At 70.3% G+C, this 21,231-nt stretch carries 9 protein-coding genes; 2 read left to right on the top strand and 7 right to left on the bottom strand.

Annotated elements, in window-relative coordinates; all coding sequences use genetic code 11:
• Nucleotides 1-3: 3 nt before the first annotated feature.
• Nucleotides 4-1,062, top strand: coding sequence for an ABC transporter substrate-binding protein (locus ABZ348_RS26785; RefSeq protein ID WP_358937214.1), 1,059 nt, complete (start codon nucleotides 4-6; stop codon nucleotides 1,060-1,062).
• Nucleotides 1,063-1,129: 67 nt separating this feature from the next.
• Here the strand turns inward: ABZ348_RS26785 and ABZ348_RS26780 are convergent, their stop codons facing one another.
• Together ABZ348_RS26780 and ABZ348_RS26775 are read right to left on the bottom strand one after the other, a co-directional pair.
• Nucleotides 1,130-2,842 carry an ABC transporter ATP-binding protein gene (locus ABZ348_RS26780; protein WP_358937212.1) on the bottom strand — a complete coding sequence of 571 codons (1,713 nt, stop codon included), beginning with the start codon at nucleotides 2,840-2,842 and terminating at the stop codon, nucleotides 1,130-1,132.
• On the bottom strand, nucleotides 2,835-4,529 hold the full coding sequence (locus tag ABZ348_RS26775) for an ABC transporter ATP-binding protein (protein WP_358937210.1): 1,695 nt from the start codon (nucleotides 4,527-4,529) through the stop codon (nucleotides 2,835-2,837). Before ABZ348_RS26775 ends, ABZ348_RS26780 begins: the two co-directional genes overlap by 8 nt.
• Nucleotides 4,530-4,881: 352 nt before the next feature.
• On the opposite strand from ABZ348_RS26775, the gene ABZ348_RS26770 reads away from it, so the two are divergent.
• A complete protein-coding gene (locus tag ABZ348_RS26770) occupies nucleotides 4,882-6,714 on the top strand; it encodes a siderophore-interacting protein (protein WP_358937209.1) in 1,833 nt (610 codons plus the stop codon).
• Between the two features lie 6 nt (nucleotides 6,715-6,720).
• Here the strand turns inward: ABZ348_RS26770 and ABZ348_RS26765 are convergent, their stop codons facing one another.
• From ABZ348_RS26765 to ABZ348_RS26745, 5 genes are all read right to left on the bottom strand, one after another.
• Complete coding sequence (locus ABZ348_RS26765) at nucleotides 6,721-7,704, bottom strand: helix-turn-helix domain-containing protein (RefSeq protein ID WP_358937207.1); 984 nt, start codon at nucleotides 7,702-7,704, stop codon at nucleotides 6,721-6,723.
• A 94-nt stretch (nucleotides 7,705-7,798) separates the two neighbouring features.
• Nucleotides 7,799-8,314, bottom strand: a complete 516-nt coding sequence (locus tag ABZ348_RS26760; protein WP_358937205.1) for a hypothetical protein — start codon at nucleotides 8,312-8,314, stop codon at nucleotides 7,799-7,801.
• A gap of 346 nt (nucleotides 8,315-8,660) precedes the next feature.
• Nucleotides 8,661-14,327 carry an amino acid adenylation domain-containing protein gene (locus ABZ348_RS26755; RefSeq protein ID WP_358937203.1) on the bottom strand — a complete coding sequence of 1,889 codons (5,667 nt, stop codon included), beginning with the start codon at nucleotides 14,325-14,327 and terminating at the stop codon, nucleotides 8,661-8,663.
• Nucleotides 14,327-17,392 carry an amino acid adenylation domain-containing protein gene (locus ABZ348_RS26750; protein WP_358937201.1) on the bottom strand — a complete coding sequence of 1,022 codons (3,066 nt, stop codon included), beginning with the start codon at nucleotides 17,390-17,392 and terminating at the stop codon, nucleotides 14,327-14,329. The genes ABZ348_RS26755 and ABZ348_RS26750 overlap by 1 nt, the downstream gene beginning before the upstream one ends.
• A gap of 117 nt (nucleotides 17,393-17,509) precedes the next feature.
• A complete protein-coding gene (locus ABZ348_RS26745; protein WP_358937200.1) occupies nucleotides 17,510-20,584 on the bottom strand; it encodes an AMP-binding protein in 3,075 nt (1,024 codons plus the stop codon).
• Between the last annotated feature and the right edge of the window lie 647 nt (nucleotides 20,585-21,231).

Genomic DNA, 21,231 nt, shown 5'->3' with positions numbered 1-21,231 from the left:
GAAATGAACCGCACCACCCACCCTCGTTCGGTACGTCGCGGCACGGTACGCGTGCTGGTGGCCTCCGCCGCCTGCCTGAGCCTCGTCACCGCCTGCGGTTCCAACGACAGCGGCAGCTCCTCCGACAAGACCGGCGACAAGAAGGCCGCCGCCGGCTCCGAGGACCAGTACCCGCTGACGCTGCCCAACGCATGGGACAAGACCGTCGTGGAGAAGAAGCCGGTCCGGGTCGCCACCGTCTCCGACGGCGACACCTCCATAGCCCTGGCCCTCGGCCTGGTCCCCGTCATCACGCCCGACATCGAGGACGGCGACAAGGTCGCCGAGTACAAGCAGCGCGCCATGGACAAGCTGAACGTCGACAAGCTGAAGACGTACGACGACTCCGACGGCATCGACTTCGAGGCCATCGCCGCCGAAGCGCCGGACGTCATCCTGGGCATGAACAGCTGGGACATGGACGGCTCCTACGCCAAGTTGAAGCCGATCGCCCCCGTCGTCACCTACACCGACAAGAAGCACGCGGACACCCTGCCCTGGCAGGAGCGTCTGAAGGGCGCCGCGAAGGCACTCGGCCTGAGTGCCAAGGCCGATGAGGTGATCGCCGCCAACGAGAAGGCCATCGCCGACGCCGCCGCGGCCAACCCGCAGCTCAAGGGCAAGACGTATACGTACAGCGTCGTCCACCCCGAGCAGATCACCTTCATGTCCTACGCCGACCAGGACGCGGGCATCTTCGAGCAGCTCGGCCTCCAGAAGACCGCCAAGGCGAAGGACTACAGCGCCAAGAACAACAGCGTCAGCCTGGAGAAGCTCGACGAGCTGGAGGCCGACGTCCTGCTGATCACCTACCCGTTCGGCGACGAGGGCCTGCTGAACGCGTCGGAGCTGGAGACCAACAAGCTCTTCCAGTCCCTGAACGTGGTCAAGAAGAAGAACTACGCGGTCATTCCCTCGGACAACACCCTGGCCTCGTCCATCGCCTACCCGGACGCCCTCAGCGCCAGCTGGGTGGTCGAGGAGCTGACCCCGATCCTGGTCAAGACGGCGGCGGGGAAGTAGCCACCGCTCCATGACGAAGAGGCCCCCGGACCGTGACACGGTCCGGGGGCCTCCTGGTTGAGGAGCGCTAGGAGCGGGCCTGGACGACAGGTGCCACCCGCCCCTCGGGCATCGACAGCAACAGCCGACCCCGTCCGATGGTGTCCGCCCGATGCGCGATCACGATGAGCGTGCGGTCGGCGGCTGCCACCGACAGTGCCTCCTCGATCCGCGCGGCCGTTCCCCCGTCGACACCGGCCGTCGCCTCGTCGAGGATCAGCACCGCCGGATCGGCGAGCACCGCCCGGGCGATCGCCACCAGCTGTCGCTCTCCCGCCGAGAGCGTCCTGGTGCCCACCTGAGTTTCCAGACCGTTCGGCAGCGAAGCCACCCAGTCGGCCAGCCCCAGCTGCTCGACGGTCCCTTCGATCCGCGCTCGATCCGGTCGACCCGACACCAAGGCCAGGTTCTCGCCCAGGGTGCCGTCCACCAGGGCCACTTCCTGGGGCACCAGAACGATCCTGGTCCGCAGCCGCTCATGGCCCAGCCCGGCCAGGTCGTGCCCCGCGTAGGCCACCACTCCCCGGTCGGGACGGTAGAAGCCGGCCAGCAGCTTCCCGAGGGTGGACTTGCCCGAACCCGTCTCCCCGGCGACCACCAGCCGCTCCCCGCTCGCCACGGTCAACGACATCCCGTTGAGCACCGGTCGGCCCTGCGTGTAGGAGAAGTCGACCGCGTCGAGGGTGAGAGCACCCCGCGCCGGTAGCTCGGGCGCATCCGCGGGCTCGTCCGGCTGCTCGGTCGCCCGCAGCAGGTCGAGCAGTCGTGCCAGGTGCACATGCGCCTCACGGGCCTCACCTATGGCCGCCGCGACGCTCTCGAAGCGGTTGAAGATGTCCCGGGTCGACAACACGAACACCACGGCCGTGCCCACGCTCAACATTCCGCGCCCCACCAGCACCGCGCTGACGACCAACAGTCCGCCCACGCAGACGGCCTGGAGCAGAGCGAGCCGGTCGAGCCTGAGCTCCGTACGGATCTGTACGGTCTGGGCCCTGAGCAATCGATCGTTGTCACGGTCGAACCGCCCCAACCACCGCGGCACGGCACCGCTGATGCGCAGCTGCTCCTGTGCGGGCAGCGACTCGGAGAAGGTGGCGGCCATCGCTGCCTCGGCCGCCGCCACCTCGGCGTACGCCGGGCCCGCGCGCACGTGGAACCCCCGGACGATCACCGTGGCGAACGGAACGAACACCACCAACAGAGCGACCGTCAGCACCCAGGAGTACCAGGCGAGCATCATCACCGTGAAGGCGAGCGTGGCGATCGCGGCGGCCAGATCGGGCAGGGTCGTTCCGACGAAGGACGCCAGACCGTTGATCTCCCCGGTCAGTCTGCGCAGCAACTCGCCCCGGCGGTGGGCCTCCACGAACCGCAGGGGAGCGGATCCCACCGAGGCGGTCGCCCGATCGCGCATCCCGGCGAGGACGTACTCCCCAACGCGTATCAGCCAGTAGCGCGACAGCCAGGCCAGCACTCCGCTCGCCGCGACCAGGGCGAACAGCACCAGCACCCAGCGGACCAGAGCGGGGCGGTCGCCGTCGCCCGCAGCGTCCACTAGCCGTCCGATCGCCGCCGTCACGGAGGCGGCCAGGCCCGCGCCGCCGAGCGTGAGGACCACGGCGGCCACGAGTGCCGTGCGGTGCCCCCGGAGGAAGGGCACGGCACGGCGGAAGACGGCACGCTGGTCCGGGAGATCGCTCAGGACGAGCGCTCCCGACGACATGGGCTGATCAGACATGGAGCGACCCCCGGTCGACGTGGCCGTCGTGGAGGACGACCTCACGGTCGGCCATGGCGCGAACGGCCGGTGAATGAGTGGCGAACACGACCACGCGGTCGGCCGTGGCCCGCCGCAAGCGATCCAGCACCTCTGCTTCGGTACCGGCGTCCAAGGCGGAGGTCACGTCGTCCAGCAGGAGGACGGGACAGTCCTGCAACAGCGTTCGGGCCAGGGTGACCAACTGCCGTTGACCTCCGGACAGGGCCCCGCCGCGCTCGCCGACCTGGGTGTCACGGCCGTCGGTCAGCCCCGCGAGCGCCAGGTCCAGCCCGGCGGTCCGCGCGGCACGCTCCACGTCCGCGGCCGGCCGGTCCCCGCCGAGCAACAGGTTCTCGGTCACCGTCCCGTGCAGCAGCAGCGGACCCTCCGGTACGAAACCGAGGGTACGGAACACATCGTCGGACGAGAGCGTGTCCATCCGTACGCCCGCCACCTCGACCTCGCCGGCGGCCGGGACGAGTTGGGCGATCGCCCGCAGGAGGGTGCTCTTGCCCGAGCCGGTCGCCCCGGTGAGGGCCACCCACTCGCCCGGCACGGCGGTCAGCCCCAACGGGCCGATCGGCGAGCGCCCAGGCCGGTGCACCGTCAACTCCTCGATCCGCAGCGCACCGCGGGGCACCTCCTCGATCGACATCCCTCCTTCGGAGGGAGCCAGGGCCAGGACATCGGCGATGCGGTCGGCCGCGACCCGTGCCTCCGTACGGTCGCCGAGCCGGGCGATCATGACATTGACGGCGAGCGACACCGTGCCCATCCACAGGACGAACGTGGTCAGTTCCCCCACGGTGATCCGGCCGTCGACCACCGCATGACCGCCGGCCAGCAGTCCCGTCGCGACGGCCAGCAGGGGGATGACCGAGGCGGTCGCCTCCCACAGGGAACTCACGGACGCCAGCCGCATGGTGTGCCCGGTGACCCGGCGGCTGTGCTCGTGATGGCGCTCGACCATCGACCGGTCCGCCCCGACCCCGCGCAGGGACAGCAGCGCCGACAACAACTCCTCCGTGGTGCTGCTGCGTCGACTGTGGGCCGTGGACAGCTCTTCCGCCCGTCGACTGAACAACGGTGGGAACAGGCGATTGACCACCAGGAGGACGGGCACCGTCAGCGCGGCCACCGCCAGCAGCAGCGGATCGAGCGCACCGATCGCAGGCACCAGCACCACTCCGGTCAGTGCGATCACCACCCAGGCCGTCAACCCGTGCACCCACACCGTGATCGCATCGGTGTCACGGGTCGCCCGCGTGGTCAGATCGCCGAAGCTGCCCGCGCGACGGTGCATGGTGTCGGTGTCGATCGCGAGGACGGCACGCAGCAGCCGGGTCCTCAGCAGGGCGCCTGTGTGGGCGTCGGCCAGTGTGGTCCACAGTTGCCAGCCGCGGATTCCGGCGTACTCGACCACCGCGATGAGCACGAACGCCCCCGCATACCCGGCGACGACGGCGAGGGATCCCTTCTTCACCCCGGCGTCGATCGCCCGCCCGAGGACCCAGGGCATGGCGAGGAAGGCGCACTGGCGCAGGGTCGCCCAGAGCACGGAGCGCAGGACGTAGGGGCGTGCGTGCACCAGCGTCTGCCAGAGCAGTCGGGACGCGGGCGAGCGGGGGCGGCGGATCCGGGCTGAAGGGGACGCGAGGGATATCACGGGTGGCTGCTGTCCTCGTGGGCAGTTCGCGGGCAGGGGACGTCAGGGGCAGGGGAGCCCGTTGTCGGGCGGGCTGCGGCCGGCAATGGGCCCTGGTCACCGTAGGAGCAGGCCGGCGATCTCGGTCCAAGGCAGAGTGCGAGTCATCGAAGCGGCAGGGGCCGCCGGGTTCAGACCGGCGCACCCGCCCGTCCCCGCCTGTGTTCGCCTCCCGCCCGGCGACGCCCCCGGCTCTGCGGCCCCGGCCCCGGGAATCGTGCGCCCAGTGCTACGTCCGGGGCGGAGGGTTGGATCGGAACTCCCGCCCTGCCCCTAACCTGGACCGATCCGCCCGATTGAAGGAGCAGCAGCGATGTCCCGCAGTCCCCGTTCGGTAGCCACCTTTCCCATCGTGCTCAGGGAACTGACCGTGCTGAGTGTCAGGGACGTCACGCCAGGAATGCGACGGATCACCCTCGGCGGAGAACAACTGCGCGCCTTCAAGAGCAACGGCTTCGAACTCCCTCCACTGCGCTCGGACGGCTTCGACGACCATGTGAAGTTCTTCTTCGCCGACGGTGACGACGCCCCGGTCCTGCCGCGGCAGAACGTGAGCAGCCTCGACTGGCCCGCCGACGCCCGGCCGATCGCGAAGGACTACACGCCGGTCCGGTACGACCCCGAAGCAGGCGAGATCGACTTCGACTTCGTGCGCCACGAGGGCGGGATCGCCTCCTCCTGGGCCGAGGCCGCCGAACCCGGCGTCATCACCTGGATCGCCGGGCCGAAGATGTCGCACGGCCACCCCGAAGGCGCCGATTGGCTGCTGGTGATCGGGGACGAGACCGCCCTGCCGGCGATCGGACGGTGGCTCGCCGAAATGCCCGCCGGCACCCGCGCCCGGGTGTTGATCGAGGTGGGAGAGGACAGCCACCGTCAGGAACTGCCGACCGCGGCCGACGCCGAGATCACCTGGCTCTCCCGCAAGGGTGCGCCCGCAGGCACCACCACCGTGCTGGAGGACGCCCTACGCACCGTGGAGTGGCTGCCCGGGCAGGTCTTCGTCTGGGCCGCGGGCGAGGCGGGGGCGCTCAAGGCCATCCGCCGCCACCTCGCGACAGAACGGCAGGTTCCGCGCGAACAGACCCACATCACCGGCTACTGGCGCTACACCCCGCACGCCCCGGGCGTCGACGCCGCCGCCGTGGAGGACGAGGACGACGACGCACACGAGCGCCTGCACGACCTCACCGACCTGGCCCCCGCCTATGCGATCCGGACGGCGGTCACCCTCGGCCTGGTCGACCTGGTCCACGGCGGTGTGCGCGACCTGGAGGAACTGGCACGGCGCAGTGACTCCCACCCGTCCGTGCTCGCCGCCCTGATGTCCTACCTCGTGGCGATCGAGGTGTTCGACGTCGACGAGAGCGGCTATCGCCTCACCGCCATCAGCGAAGAACTCGTCGAGGACGACCACTCCGCCGAGGAGTACGACCTCCGAGGGGCGCAGGCGGCGTTCGACCTGTCGATCGCCGGATTGCTCGACACGGTCCGCACCGGAGCCGCGGGCTACCGGACGCTGAGCGGACGGACGTTGGCCGAGGCGATGCGCGACGACGTCCGACTCGGCACCTCGGCCCGCGCCGCCGTCGAGGAGGAGGCCCGTTGGGTCGCTCCCGGGGTGGCCGCGGCGTACGACTGGTCGTCGGTGACCACCGTGACCGCAGCCGGGGACGGGGTGGGAACGGTGGTCAACGCGCTGGTCAAGGAGTTCTCCGCACTCACCGTACGCATTGTGGACGTGCCCTCCCAGCTGACGCTGCTCCGGGAGCAGATTCTGGACACCGATGTCCTCGACCGCATTGAACTGGTGCCGCAGAGCAGCCAGGTGCCGCGCGGCGGTGAGACCGTCCTCGTCTCCCACCTCCTCGATCGACTCCCCGATGAGGACGCCGTGGTCGCGCTCGCCGAGACCGCCGCGGCCCTGCCCGCCGACGGTGAGTTGATCATGGTTGAGCAGGTCACTGCGGCCGACACCGATGACGTCGATGCGACCCTCCACCATCTGCGTCTCACCTGCGCCTTCGGCTCCGGGGTGCGCTCTGCGGAGCAGCTTGCCGCGCTGGCCGCCCGCGCCGGTCTGACCGTCCGCAGCTGCCGCGACATCGGCTGGGACCACCGACTGTGGGTGCTGACGCCCGCCTGAGCTGACTCAGGAAGGAACGCGGCCGGACCCGGTGAGCTGCGGCGAGCGAAAGGCCGAGCGGTATGCCTGCGGCGGGACACCGGTGTGTCGGGTGAAGTGCTGACGGAAGGTGGAAGGAGCCCCGAACCCGGTTTCGGCGGCGATGCGATCGACCGGCATCGCGGTCGTCTCCAGGAGCTGCTGGGCCCGGTTCACCCGGGCCCGCAGCAGCCATTGCAGCGGAGTGGTGCCGGTCTGCGCACGGAAGTGGCGGTTGAGACTGCGGATGCTCATCGCCGCGTGCCGGGCGATGTCGTCGAGCGATAGCGCCTCGTGCAGTCTGCCCTCCATCCACTGGAGGGTCGCCTGGAGGGCGGTGTCCCGTTCGCCCGGATGGGGCTGCTCGATGAACTGGCTCTGTCCGCCGTCCCGTTGGAGGGGCATCACCGTGCGCCGCGCGGTGGAAGCGGCGATGCTCGCACCCAGATCACGCTGGACCAGGTGGAGACAGAGATCGAGGGCCGCGGCCACCCCTGCGGAGGTGACGGTCGAGCCGTTGTCGATGTAGAGACTGCCGCCGTCGACCTCCACGGCCGGGTACCGACGGGCGAGTTCGGCGGCGAACATCCAATGCGTGGTGGCCCGTCGACCGTCGAGCAGCCCGGTGGCGGCGAGGGTGAAGGCTCCAACGCATACGGAAGCGAGCCGTGCTCCCCGCGCGTGAGCAGCCCGTAGGGCGTCGACGACATCGACGGACGGAGTGTCCAAGCAGCCTGCGTGACCGGGCACGACAATGGTGTCGGCCTCGGCCAGCGCCTCCATTCCCCACTCCGTCGTGAGCCGGAACCCCCCGAGAGCGGCCTCGGTCCCCACCTCCCGACCCGGTGCGCAGATCCGCACGTCGTAGTGCGTACGACCGAGTGCGTCATTGGCCGTACCGAAGATCTGCCCCGGTACGGACAGCTCAAAGGGGACGACACCGTCGAGAGCGAGGACCACCACCGAAGTCATGGCCAAAACCTAGCGGATAAAGCCGATGTGGCCATGTGGCCACCGGAGGGGAGGCCGCGGCCTGCGCCCGGTTCCGGGTCCAGATGGTGGACCTCTACGCACCGGTGGTGGACCCAGGGCGGACGATCATCAGCACGGTCACGGTCACCCACAACAGGTTGAACACACCGGTGGCCATCGCCAGCCGGGCTCCCGTTCGCTGGTCCGCGTCGACCGTCATCGGCGCCTCGGTGGATTCGGGACCTCCCTCGGTGGATTCGCGACCCGCCTGCTCCACGCGCGCCAATCCGTTCTCCTGCTGCGGCAGTACGACGACGATCAGGATCACCGCGGCGGCGGCCGTCAGAACCATGGAGACCAGCAGCCAGGGACTGGTGAGCACTCCCAGGCTCTGGGCGGTGGCGAACCCGAACACGGGGACGGCGATCCCGACCGCGGCATAGCTGCGACAGATGCGGTGCAACAGTCGCAGCGTCGCCACCGTCCCTGTTTCCCCGGGAGCCGACCGGGCCTTGCGCAGAACCGGCGGGAACATGCTGGCGGCCACGGTGACCGGTCCCACCGCGAGGATCGCGGCGATGACGTGCAACGAGAGCAGGAACTTGGTCATGGATGCTTCTGACTTCCAACTGGTGGTGCGGAGTGGGCGGCCCGCGACGGCCGCCCACTCCACCGGCGGCCGGTGGTCACCACGGAAGAGGAGCCGGCCGCCTCGGGAACTCCCGTAAGCACCCTTCGCCCCCTCGGCGCGGTCAAAGAGCTCCGCGTGGGGGTTCCTCACGGGAGGTGGCGCCGACGCCGTTGCTCCAGGTCGGCGACCACCCCTTCACGCTAGGGCGAGCGAGGCCCGCCGAGGAGTGGCAAAAGTGCCCTGCCATGCTGGATTCTGGCCACCAGCCGTGCCGTGCTGGCAGTGACCGCGGGACGCGTGCCGGACGGCGGCAAACCGGCATCCCTCACCCCCGTACGGCACCCCTGTCGGTCCGAGCGTGATCGGGCTGGTCCGCAGCGAGAGCGGCGAGGCCGACCAGGTCGTCAGCCTGCGCATCCGGTACGTCCTGATCGAACCGGGACAGCGCCCGGATCCGCCAGGACACCACACCGAGCACCAGGATCGCAGCGCCGAGCACCAGGTAGAGCAGTCCGATGCCGCGGCCGGTCCCCGTTCCCAACAACACGCCCACCGTGTCGGCCAGACCGCCGCCCTGCGCCATCAGCGGTTCGAGAAACCGGCTGCCCAACGGGGCGATCAGCAGATAGCCGATTGGCAAGGTGGACCACGCGACCAGTTGGTTGAGCGCCATCACCCGCCCGTGGAACCGCTGCGGCACCTTGACCTGAACAATCGTCAGATAGATCCCGTTGAGCAGGGAGAGCGACGCCGACATCCCGAACACACCCGCGCCGACCACCAGCAGATCGGGGCGCAGACCGGTCAGTACGCAGAAGAGCGCCAGCACCGGAACCACCAGCAGCATCCCCCGCATCCGCCGTCGCCGCGGCCCGCCCCAGATGCCCATCGCCAGTCCGCCGACCACCGCGCCCGCACCTCCGGCCAGTGACACCGCGGCCACCGAACCCAGACTGGAGAAGCCGAGGACCAGCGGTGACACCAACTGGAAGAGCACCGGCAAGAACAGGTTCAGCACGGCGAAGAAGATCAACATCGCACGGAAGCCGCGCTGCCGGATGACCAACCGGAAGCCGGCCGCGATCTCCTGGCGCAACGTCTCCCGGCGCCGCGAAGGCAGGGTCCGCGGGAAGCGCACGACCAGCAGCACGGCCGCCGCGGCGGTGTAGCTGACCACGTCCAGCAGGAGCACCCCGCTCAAGCCGATCGCCGCCAACATGCCCACTGCCGCCAACGGCGCGACCACCTGGGCGATGCCGCCCGAGACCTGCACGATCCCATTGGCGTGCCCGAGGTAGCGCTTGGGGACGAGCTGGGGGATCGCCGACTGGAAGGCCAGTCGCTGGCCCGTGAGCGACACCGACAGGATCGCCATCAGCACCCCGACGTGCCACGGCCGTAGATTGCCGAACGCATCCAACAGGGCGAGCACCGCCTCGGCCGTACCGCAGACGACGGTGCAGCACAGCATCACCCGCCGGCGGTCGATCCGGTCGACGAGACCGCCGAGTACGGGGGCCGCGATCAGCCCCGGTGCGATGCCCAGCACGGCGAAGAGGCCGAACCAGGCGACCGAATCGGTCGCGAGGTAGATCCACAGCGGTAGGGCGAACTCAGTCAGCGCCGAGCCCGTTTGCGAGATCAGCTGCGAGCCCGCCACCACCACGAACCTGCGGGTGTCACGGCGCGTGCGTGGCACCGCATCGACCGGATCCTCCTCGGGCGCATCCTCCCGGTGCACGCCGTCCAACCACCAGGTCGCCCGCTCCGGGCGGCGCTCACGGGTCAGCTCATCCGTGCCGGTACCGACCACCGCAGGGTGGACCGCGGTGACGATCTCGGCGAGTTCGGCCGCCCGGTGCTTGAGGAAGTAGTGACCGCCCTCGTCCAGGACGGCCACCGCCGTGGTGTCACCGAGGAACCCCCACTCACGAAACCGCTCCCGATGGAACTCGGTGCCCGGATCGGCCGAGCCGATCACCGACACCACCGGCGCCGTCAGCCCGCACGCGGGCTGCGCCAACCGTTCGGTGAAGTACGCCTCGGCCGCCCGTGAGTCCTCGCGGACGTTGTGGACGATGGTCGCCAACTGCTCCGGCTCCAAGCCCTCCAAATCGGCACCCATCGAGCGCAACCAGTTCAGATGGAGCCGTCCGCTGCGCCGCCGATCGAGCACGGAGAAGCGGGAGAGCAGCCCGAGCAGACCCTCGGTGGGGCGGGCGAAGGGGAAGATCCCGCCCAGATAGACGGCGGCGGGTTCGCGTCCCGCTGCCGCCAGTTGTCGTGCTAACTCCACCGCCAGCGCGGCTCCGACCCCGCAGTGTCCGTACACCGCGACCGGCCCCCGCACACCCGCCAGCACCTCTTCCGCACAGCGCCGGGCGACCTCCTCCAACGGCAGTGACTCCTCAGACATCCCCAGGTCGTGCCCCGGTACGGCGACCGCGTGCAGAGCCACTCCGGCCGGCAGGGCGTCGGCGAGCGGCTGGTAGACCACCGCGCTCCCACCGCCGTACGGCAGACAGACCAGGTTCAGCGTGACGGAATCCTGGGGCTGTCGAGGAGTCAGCTCGTGCAGCAGTCGCCGCGGACCGCGTTCCTCATCGGACCGCCCGGCCAGCGCGGCGAGCCGGGCCACCGTGCGCTCCTGGAAGACGTCCATCAGCGTGAGCGGTGCCTGTCCGTCCAGCAGTCGGCGCAGGGCGGCCACCATGCGGATCGCCAGCAGGGAATGCCCGCCCAGGTCGAAGAAGTCGTCTTCGGCACCTACGCGTTCCAAGCCGAGCAGGTCGGCCCAGACCCCGGCGATGGTCTCCTCGACCGGGGTGCGCGGGGCGACGTACCCGGTGCCGTCCCCCTGCCCGCCCGCGCCGGGCTCCGGCAGGGCGCGCCGGTCGACCTTGCCGTGGGCCAGTCGGGGCAACTCGGACAGGACGACGAAGCGGGACGGGATGAGATAGTCCGGCAGCTGCTCGGCCAACAGCCGGCGCAGTTCCGCGACCGGTGGCGGTGCATCTGACTCGGCAGGCACCAGATAGCCGACGAGGGAGAGCTCCCCGACCGGTCCCCGTGCCGCGGCGACGGCCTGCGCCACCGACGGCAACCGGACCAGATGGGCCTCCACCTCACCGAGCTCCACCCGATAGCCGCGGATCTTCACCTGGTCATCGCCGCGGCCCAGGAACTCCACCGTCCCATCGGCGCGATACCGCCCGAGGTCACCCGTGCGGTACATCCGGGCCGGACCCGCCGTCCCCGCGTCGACGAACGGATCGGTGCGAAACCGCTCGGCCGTCAGCTCCGGCAGCCCGAGGTAGCCGCGCGCCAGTCGGTCACCACCGATCCAGAGCTCCCCGGGCACCCCGACCGGCACCGGAGCCAGATGGGCGTCGAGCAGATAGATCCTGGCCCCGGGCAGCGGGCGTCCGATGGGAGTGGTGGGACCTGCGGCGGGCTGCTCCGGATCGACCAGCAGGGTCGTCACACCGACGGTGGCTTCGGTCGGGCCGTAGTGGTTCACCACCCGGCAGCCGGTTCGTGCCCCCAGTTGCGCCAGTCGGCGGCTCCACTCCCAACTCGACGCCTCCCCACCGAGGATCAGCAGCCGACGGGGGAGCAGCGCCGCCGGATCGTCCACCTCGGCGCTCAGTGCCGCCAAGTGCGAGGGAGTGAGCTTGACGCAGTCGATGCCCTCGTCCGCGAGGTGGGCCGCCACTTCCGGGCCCGAGGTGCGCGCTGCCAACAGATGGAGCCGACCACCGGTGGTGAGCGAGAGATAGAGAGTGGTGAGACCGAAGTCGAAGGCCAGCGACTGCAACAGGAGGTAGCGGGCGCCGTCGGGCAGTCCGGCCTCGGCGAACCGCTGCCGCACCCCGGCGAGATAGACGAGCACCTGGCGGTGTTGGACGGCCACGCCCTTGGGCGTTCCGGTGGAGCCCGAGGTGTAGATCACATAGGCCAGATGATCCGGGCCCGCGCCGCCGTCCGGTGGGGTGTCTGGTGCGGTGGCGAGATCAGCCTCCGCCTCCTCCAGGAGCAGCACCGGAGCGGCCGAACCGGCCAGCAGTCCCCGATGGGCGCCCGTACTGAGCAACACCACCGGCTGTGAGTCCGTCAGCATGTGGCGCAGGCGCTCGCGGGGCTGCTCCGGGTCGAGCGGAACGTACGCCGCACCCGATTTGAGGACCGCGAGCAGGGAGACCGCCTGGTCCAGCCCTTGGTCCAGACACACTCCCACGAGCGTGTCAGGGCCCGCGCCGAAGGTGCGCAACAGATGGGCGAGACGGTTGGCGCGCCGGTCGAGATCGGCGAAGGACAGTTGCCCGCCCCGGTGCACCAGGGCGATCGCGTCCGGGGTGCGGGCCACCTGTGCGGCGATGGCATCGGCGAGCGTGCCGGCCGCCGGCACGGCCGTACCCCGGTCGTTCCACTCGGTCAGGACCTGGTGGTGTTCCTCCGGCGTCAGCAACGCCAGCCGGTCGATCGGTGTACGGGGATCGGCGACGGCAGCGCCGAGGACCCGTTGCCAGTGTCCGGCCAGCCGGGCGACGGTGGCCGCGTCCCAGAGATCGGTGCGGTAGGTGAGGAAGGCGTCCAGACCGCCATCGGTCTCGGTGCAGTACAACCCGAGGTCCAGATGGACGCCGCTGCCCTCGAACGGGAACGTTCGCCATATGAGCTCCCGGGGCCGGAACTCCTGTGCACGCTGGTTCTGGAGGGCGAAGGAGACCTGGAACAGCGGCGGTCTGCTCACCTCCCGAGGCAGGTTCAACGCCTCCACCAGTCGTTCGAACGGGGTCTCCTGGTGCTGCTGGGCGCCGAGCGCCGCGGTCCGCACCCGAGCCAGCACGGTGGTGAAGTCGGGCGACTCGACTGCGGTTCGCGCTCCGCCGGACCCCGTGGTTCCCACCGGCGCACTCAAGTCGGCCCGCAGCGGCAGCATGGTGCTGAAGAGGCCGATCAACGATTCGGTCTCTTCCACCACGCGTCCCGCGAACGGGGTGCCGACGGCGAAGTCCCGCTGCCCCGACCAGCGCCCCAGCACGATCTGGAACGCGGCGAGCAGCGTCATGTAGAGGGTGGCGCCCTGAGCGCGCGCCAGTGCACGGACGGCCTCGTACGTCCGGGGATCGAGCCGGAACGTGAAGGTCGCTCCACCGTGCCCCGGCAGGGCGGGGCGCGGTCGGTCGGTGGGCAGGTCCAGCGGTGGCACCCCGGCCAGGGAGTCACACCAGTACTGGAGGTCGGTGGCGGCCTGCGGGCGCTCCTGGCGCTCTCGCTGCCAGTGCGCGAAGTCGCCGTAGGTCACCGTGAGCGGGCGCGGTTCGGGTTCACCACCGAGCGCCAACTCCTCGTAGCCCTGCAGCAGTTCATCCAGCAGCAGCCCGGCGGACCAGCCGTCCCCGACCAGATGGTGCTGGCAGATGACCAGCACGTGGTCCTCGCCGTCCAACCGGAGCAGCAGCCCCCGCAGCAGAGGGCCTGCCACCACGTCGAACGGCCGATCCACCTCCGCCTCGACGAGGGCCCTGGCGGCCTCCTCCCGTGCGTCGACGGGCAGACCGCTCAGATCGCGCACTTCCCACGGCACGGTGAACTCGGTGGCCGGGATGATGTGCAACCGGGGCGCGCCTTCCTCATCGGCGGGAAAGGCACTGCGCAGCGGCTCGTGCCGGACCGCGACGCGACGCAGTGCCTCGGCCAGTGCCCGGGATTGGAGCGGTCCACGCAGTCGCCCGGCCGTCGGGAGTACGTAGGAGGCGGTCCCGGGCGTCAACTGCTCGATGAACCAGAGGCGTTCCTGGGCAAGGGAGAGCGGCACTGGCGTCTGGGGCGGGCGGGCCCCGATGGTCGGGGAGAGGTCGGCGTCCGTGGTGCGTTCCTTCAGCCTGCGGGCCAACAGCGCCCGCTGCTGGGCGCTCAAAGCGGGGCGAGGACGGCGTGCTTCGGAAGCTGCGGTCGGCGTGGGGAGGCCGGCTTCGAGGCGTTCCATCAGTGCTCCTCCGCCAACAGTTCCAACGCGGCGGCGTCCGCCACGGCAGCCACCGTCGGCTCCTCGTAGAACACCTGGAGAGGTACCTCCACCCCGAGGCGGCGTCGGATCCGCGAAGCGACCTGCGTGATCGTCAGGGAGTGCGCCCCGAGGTCGAACACGTCGTCGTACCGCCCGATAGACGGCAGCCCCAACACCTCGCACCAGATGGCCGCCACCTCCGAGGTGAGCTCGTCCCACGGTTCGTCGGCTGGTTCGGTTGCGGTCGGCTGCTCGTGGACCGGGATCGGCAGGGTCCCGCGGTCGGTCTTGCCGTTCGGTGTGAGGGGCAACGCGTCGAGCACGTGGAACACACCGGGCACCATCACGTCCGGCAGTGTGCGGGCGAGGAAGGACCGCAGCTCGGCGGGGTCGGGCGCAGTCACCCCCGAACGCCACACCGGGTAGCCGACGAGCACCTGACCGGCGGGGTCGTCCGCCCTCCCGTGCACGGCGACGGCAGCCGCCGCCACGGCGGGGTGCTCCTGCAACCGCCCCTCGATCTCGCCGAGTTCGATGCGGTGGCCGCGCAACTTGATCTGGTCGTCCAGCCGACCGAAGCAGTCCAGGGCGCCGTCCGAGCGCACCCGGGCCAGATCGCCGGTGCGGTAGTAGCGCGATCCGGACCCGGGATCGGCGACGAAGCGGGAGGCGGTGAGCTCCGGCAGCCCCCGGTAACCACGTGCCAGACCCGCACCGCCGAGCGCCAGCTCACCCGTCACACCGTGCGGTACGGGACGTCCGTCCGGGCCCAGGACCAGGGCCGTCGTACCCGCGATCGGCCTACCGATGCTCACCTCGTCCGGCGCGGGTGGAACCTCGGCGCTGGTGGACCAGATGGTGGCCTCGGTCGGACCGTAGACGTTCCAGAGCCGTCCCACCCGGGCGCGCAGCCGGCGGGCGAGGGGCAGGGGCAGCGCCTCGCCGCCGCTGAGGGCGGTGAGAGCGGGGGCGGTCAGCCCGGCTTCCAGCATGAGCCGCCATCCGGACGGGGTCGCCTGCACATGCGTGACCGCATGGCGTTCGACGAGTTCGCTCAACGCCCTGCCGTCCCGTACCTGCGATGCATCGGCGATCACCACCCGACCGCCCGACACCAGGGGCAACAACAGTTCCAGCGCCGAGATGTCGAAGGAGAGCGAGGTGACGGCCAGCCAGACGGAATCGGGCGTGGTGAGAAGTTGGTCGCGGAAGGCCAACAGCAGATGGGCCAGGGCCCCGTGCGGCACCTCCACGCCCTTGGGCCTACCGGTGGAGCCCGAGGTGTAGATGAGATAGGCGAGATCGTTCGGGGCCACGGTGGGCAGGGGCTGCCCCTGAGCAGCAGGTGAAGCCGGTGCGGTCTCGAAGAGATCGTCCAACAACACCGTCCGGCCGTGTCCGGCGACCCGCTCGGCGGTGCGCTGCTGGACCAAGGCGACCGGAGCTCCGGCATCCGCGAGGACATGGGCGATGCGTTCCGTCGGATACGTGGGATCGACGGGCAGATAGACCCCGCCGGCCAGTGTGACCGCCAGCACGGCGGCCAGCATCTCCGGCGACCGTTCGGCGCAGACAGCCACCACGGTCCCCCGGCCGACTCCGACCTCGACGAGATGGTGGGCCAGTCGGATCGAGCCTTCAGCCAACTCGGCGTAGGACAGGGTGCGTCCGGCCGTCACCACGGCGACTCGTGCGGGATGCGTCGTGAAGGAGCCCAGCAACAGGGAGGGCAAAGTGGCGTCCGCCGCATCGGCGGCGGGGGTGGGGCCGCGCAACGGGGCCGACTCCGCCTCGTCCAGGAGCGGGAGGTCCGCGAGCGTGGTGCCGGGAGCCACGGCGATCGCGGCGAGTAGCCGTCGCAGATGGGCACCGATCCGCTCGACCTGGGGCCCGGCGAGCACCTCCGTCCGGTGCATCAACAGGACGCCGAGCCGATCAGGCCCGTCCACCAGATGTACCCGCAGCGCACCCCGCGCCGTGCCGGGGAAGAGCACCCAGTCGATCGTGCTGCGCAACCCCGTGAACACGACCGGTGCGATGCGCCGGCGATAGGTGAAGGAGACCGGTGCGAGCGCCACACCGGGCCGTAGCCCGCGGACGGCACGGGCGAGTGGCACCCGGCGGTGCGGATAGCAACCGCGCAGCTCGGAACGCACCTCACGGGCGAACTCACCGAACGACATCCCGGGTCGCGGTGTGGTGACCACGGGCAGCTCATTGACGTACGCCCCGATCCGCTCGGCCGCGTCCGTGCCTCGCGTACCGAGGTCGACGGCGACCGCAGGGTGCTCGTTGCCGTAGCGCAACAACAGGGTGTGCAGCGCGGTCAGCAGGAGTTCGAAGAGGGTGACACCGAGCTTGTCGGCGGTCACGATCAACTCCGCGCGGAGCTCCGTGGGCAGGTCGAAGGCCACGGCCGCGCCCGGCCCGACCCCGTCCGGGCGGTCGGTCAGCCCGGGCAGCAGGACATCGGCCTCGGGCAGCGGTCTACCGGCCCAGTGGGCCTTGGCCGCGGCGAGTGCATCGGGGCCCGGTTCGCCCTGGTCGTGTGGTCGCGACGGCAGGAGGGGGGCAAGGGCCGGGCCCGTACCCGTACGGTGCGCGTAGCAGTCCGCCAGATCGCGCAGGAACACATCGGTGGAGGTGCCGTCGAAGGCGATGTGGTGCACGACCACCAGCAGTGTGGCCCGGGATTCGTCGATGCGCAGGAGGGTGAAGCGGGCCGGTGGTCCCGTCGCGAGGTCGAACGGCTCTGCGCTGAGCCCGGCGAGTTCTGTGGCGAGCCGTTCGGGAGATGACTGATGCACTGTCAGACCTGGTGGCGGGCCGGCCGTGAGCACCGGCAGTCCATGGTCTTCCCGGACGGTCATCCCCAGGACGGGGTGCCGGTCGGCGAGGTCGGCACAGGCGGCGGCCAGCGCCGATTCATCCAGTGCGCCTTCGAAGTGCACGGCGAACGGCATGTGGTGGACGGAGCCGAGCGGAGCAAGCCGCTCATTGACCCAGATGCCCTGCTGGGCGGGTCCGGTGGGAATGCTGATCACAGGAATTCCTCAGTCTGTCCGGCGTCGGTACGGGCGGGGCCGCACTGGGGGATCGAGGGGAAGGGCCGGGGCGTGGCGATGGGGAGCCCCGGCCCGGCGACTCGGTCACAGCGGCGCTCAGCGGCCGGCTGCGACCAGCGCGACCGTGAATTCGGCGGCCAGAGCGGTGATGTCATCCCGCTCGAACGCCAGTGAATTGAACTGGATCCAACAGTCGAGACCACCGTCCGACCGCTCGACGGCTGTCAACTCGGGCACGCCGAGGTCACCGCCGGGCAACGGCCATGGCACGGTGGTGCCGCGCGGCACATGCCAGGGCTCGCAGTTCACGCCGGGCAGATGGGCGTCGGCGGCCCAGTTCTCGTAGCGCAACCAGGCGGGGAACGCGACCACGGACGGTTTGAACTCGGCGTACGGGTAGAGCTGGTGGTCGAGCGCCCCCGTGGCAGCCACCCGGACCCGTTCGGCCAACTCGGCAAAGCCCGGCCCACCGGAGCAGTCCACGCGCAGCAGCAGGGACTGCACCAGACAACCGACCACGCGCTGCGCTTCCGGCCTGGTCCTGCCGGGCACGGGAGTCATCAACACCACATCCGTCTGCCCACTACGGGCCGCCAACAGCCCGCTCCACAGCGCGGCGACGGCCATGAAGGGGGTCACCCCCAACAGTCCGGCCCGCTCCCGCAGCCGGCCCGCGGCTTCGGCGTCGATGCTGAAGGGGTGCGCCAGGGTGTGCACCTGGTCGACGGTGCGTCGGCCCGGGAAGGGATCGAGTGCGCTCGGGGCGCCGGCGAGCGCGGCGGCGAAGTGTTGACGACCGGCTTCCCACCGGGAGTTCGACCATCGCACCAGATCCTGGTACGGCATCGCCTGCTCGGGCAGTCGAGGCGTCCGGCCACGTCGCAGTGCGTCATAGCTGAGCGCCAACTCCTGCAGGAGCACACCGATGGACCAGCCGTCGGCCACCATGTGATGCACCGCCAGGAGGACGATGTGGTCCTCGGGTGCGCGGCTGACGACCAGCAGACGGGTCGTGGGGTCCTCACCGAGGTCGGTGAGCCGGTCGCGCTCCGCGATGACCAGGGCGTTGACCTCTGCATCGGTCGCGCCCGGCGCGTCCACCAGACTGACCCGGGCCCGGGGCTCCTCGTCGAGCACGGTTCGCACCAGCCCGCGGACGTCGCTCGGTACCGGCACAAAGCGGGTACGCAGGGACGGATGCCGTCGGACCAACTCCGTCAGGCCCTCGCCGAGCATCGGCCCATCGATGGGGGAGGTCAACCGGAAGAGTGCGGTGACGGCGCCCACGTCCCGCCCGCCCTCCTCGGCCATCCAATCCAGGAAGTTCTCCTGTTGGCTGGTCAGCGGAACGACGTGGGGCTGGGCGCGCAAAGCCCGCAGGAACGCAGGGACGACCACTTCCTCGGCGTCTCCGCCCGGGCCCGTGATCGGGGCCGGGACGGCGGTTGCGTCCAACCACACGGCCTGGGCCCGCAGGGACGGGCGGCCGAAGACCAGTGCGGAACCCGCCTCCACCCCGAACCGCTCGGAGACGGCCGTCGCCAGTTGAACGGCTCGGAAGGAGTCGCCGCCGAGGGCGAAGAACTCGTCCGTCACAGCGCGCACCGGGCGGCCCAACACCTCGTGCCAGAGCTCCGCGAGGCCCAGTTCCGTGGTGGTGGCCGGAGACCGGCCGAACCGTGCCGACGTGGCCGCCCGCGTTGCCTCGGGGGCATCGAACAGCGGGCGCAGTCGATGTTTGACCACCTTGCCGGTGGCGTTGCGCGGCAGATCCTCGGCGATCAGCACGCGCACCGGGAGCTCGGGCCGGCTCAGCCGGGTACTGAGGAACAGCCGCAGGGCATCGAGGTCCAGTCCACCAGTGGCAGGCACCACCACGGCCACCGGTACGGAACCCATCACGGGATGCGGTACTCCGAGCGCCGCCGCGTCCGCCACGCCGGGATGCTCGTGCAGCGCGTCCTCGATCCGCAGGGTGGAGACCTTTAGCGCACCGGATTTGATGACATCGCCCTCCCGGTCCACCAGATGCAGATAGCCGTCTTCGTCCAGACGTCCCAAGTCGCCCATCCGCACCCAGCCGTCGCGGAAGACGGTCGAGCCCGCGGCCGGGTTGCCGACATAGCTGCGTGCGGGGCCCGGTTGCCGCAGCCAAACGTCGCCGGTCCCACCGACCGGCAGTTCACTGCCGTCGGGATCGAGGATGCGCAGATCCCGGGGGTCGGTCGGGCGCCCCACCGAACCCGGCCGTGCCAGGTCCACCACCATGGAGACCTGTGCGGGTACCGCTTCCGCGGAGGTGTACACATTGACGACGGTGGCCTTCGGTAACGCCTCGACCAGCGCGTGGGCGACGGGAGCGGGCAGGGCCGCGGCCGATGAACTCAGCAGCAGGACGCTGGAGAGGTCCCGCTGGGACGGCACATCGGAGTTGAGCAGTTCGATGGCCATGGACGGTACGAGGAACGCGGTGCCGATCCCCAGTTCCTCCACCGCCCGCCCGAACTCTTCGGCGTCGAAGCGGGGCAGGACCACCGTGGTGGGCGCCCCGGTCAGTGCGCCCAACAGCATCATCTGGCCCGCATTGGTGCCGATGGGAAACGCGTGAATCGCGTGTTGTGAGTGTGCGTAGGGGCGTGGGCGCGGGTTCAGCCGCTGACCAGAGGTGAGATTCGCGTGCGACGCGAGAACACCCTTCGTCACGCCCGTGGTTCCTGATGTTCCGATGATCTGGGCAGGATCCTGGGCTGCCGGTAGGCACGGTGGCTCGGTGCCGTCGCCTCCGCGTGCCATGACGGCGGTGAGGAGGTGGTCCGGTACGCCGGCCAATCGGGGCAGTTCGTCGGTGCCGTGTAGCACCGCGGTCGCGCCGCACAGGTGGAAGAGCCGCTCCGCTTCCTGTTCGGCGAGGTCGGCACGGAACGGCAAGGCGACGGCACCCGCGTAGTGCACGGCCAGAAAGGCCACGGCGTAGTGGTCCCACGCCCGGTCGGGGAAGCGCAGGGCGACCACACTGCCTGGTCGAATCCCCACCGAGGCCAGGCCCTGAGCGGCCCGGACCGCCCGCTGCCGCCAGGTGCCGTAGGTGAGGAGACCGCCGCCGCGCACCTGGATCGCGATGTTGTCGGGCTGGCTTTCGGCCCGCGAATCCAGCAGGTCGGGGACGGTCAACGGAGCTGACGATGCGTTGATGATGCCCTCCATGAGCGTGTGCCAGCAGGGGAGTTGAGCGATATGTGAGGTTGCGGAAGACGGGCATGGGCATAGCGCGCAACCCTCGCACTTGGATATGGTCTGGACCATTCGGCGGGGCACGCGAACAATAGCGCGCCACTGTCGTACTTGTGACGCCTTAGTGGAGAGTTCGTGGAAATCGGTGGTGTCGGCCCGAGAACCGGCCACTGCCCACCGTCCATGGCTCCCACCGCAACATCCCTCGTCAGAACGGATTGGGGAGGGTGAAAGTCCGTGGTGTGCATCCCTTGGCACTCCGCATCCCCAAGCGGTCCATGGCAAAGGTGGGGCCGGCCCCAAGGGCACCAGGGGAATCCAAAACCACACCCTTCACAACGACCCCGGAACCCACGACGACCCCAACGCAGAACCATCGAGCACCATCGGCCCAGCCGGTGCGCCCCACTCGTCACGCACCTGACCGCGAACGCGCCCGTACCTCGGAGTGCGGTGATCGATGTCGTACCACCAACTCGCCGGCTCGCCGCCCATCCGTGCCGGGATCCCACCGGTCCGAGGAAGAGCACGCCCCCATCGACCCTCACACCGGCACCCGCCCTGCCCTCCTGGACGTCCGACCTGCT

The organism is Streptomyces sp. NPDC005963 (genome assembly GCF_040638655.1).
Taxonomy (GTDB): domain Bacteria; phylum Actinomycetota; class Actinomycetes; order Streptomycetales; family Streptomycetaceae; genus Streptomyces.
The sequence above is the reverse complement of the archived record's forward strand: the minus strand, read 5'-3'. Positions and strand labels throughout refer to the sequence as shown.

Coding starts and splice junctions, on each gene's coding strand:
- ABZ348_RS26785 (WP_358937214.1), top strand. CDS start 4: ATGAACCGCACCACCCACCCTCGTTCGGTACGTCGCGGCACGGTACGC.
- ABZ348_RS26780 (WP_358937212.1), bottom strand. CDS start 2,842: ATGTCTGATCAGCCCATGTCGTCGGGAGCGCTCGTCCTGAGCGATCTC.
- ABZ348_RS26770 (WP_358937209.1), top strand. CDS start 4,882: ATGTCCCGCAGTCCCCGTTCGGTAGCCACCTTTCCCATCGTGCTCAGG.
- ABZ348_RS26765 (WP_358937207.1), bottom strand. CDS start 7,704: ATGACTTCGGTGGTGGTCCTCGCTCTCGACGGTGTCGTCCCCTTTGAG.
- ABZ348_RS26760 (WP_358937205.1), bottom strand. CDS start 8,314: ATGACCAAGTTCCTGCTCTCGTTGCACGTCATCGCCGCGATCCTCGCG.
- ABZ348_RS26755 (WP_358937203.1), bottom strand. CDS start 14,327: ATGGAACGCCTCGAAGCCGGCCTCCCCACGCCGACCGCAGCTTCCGAA.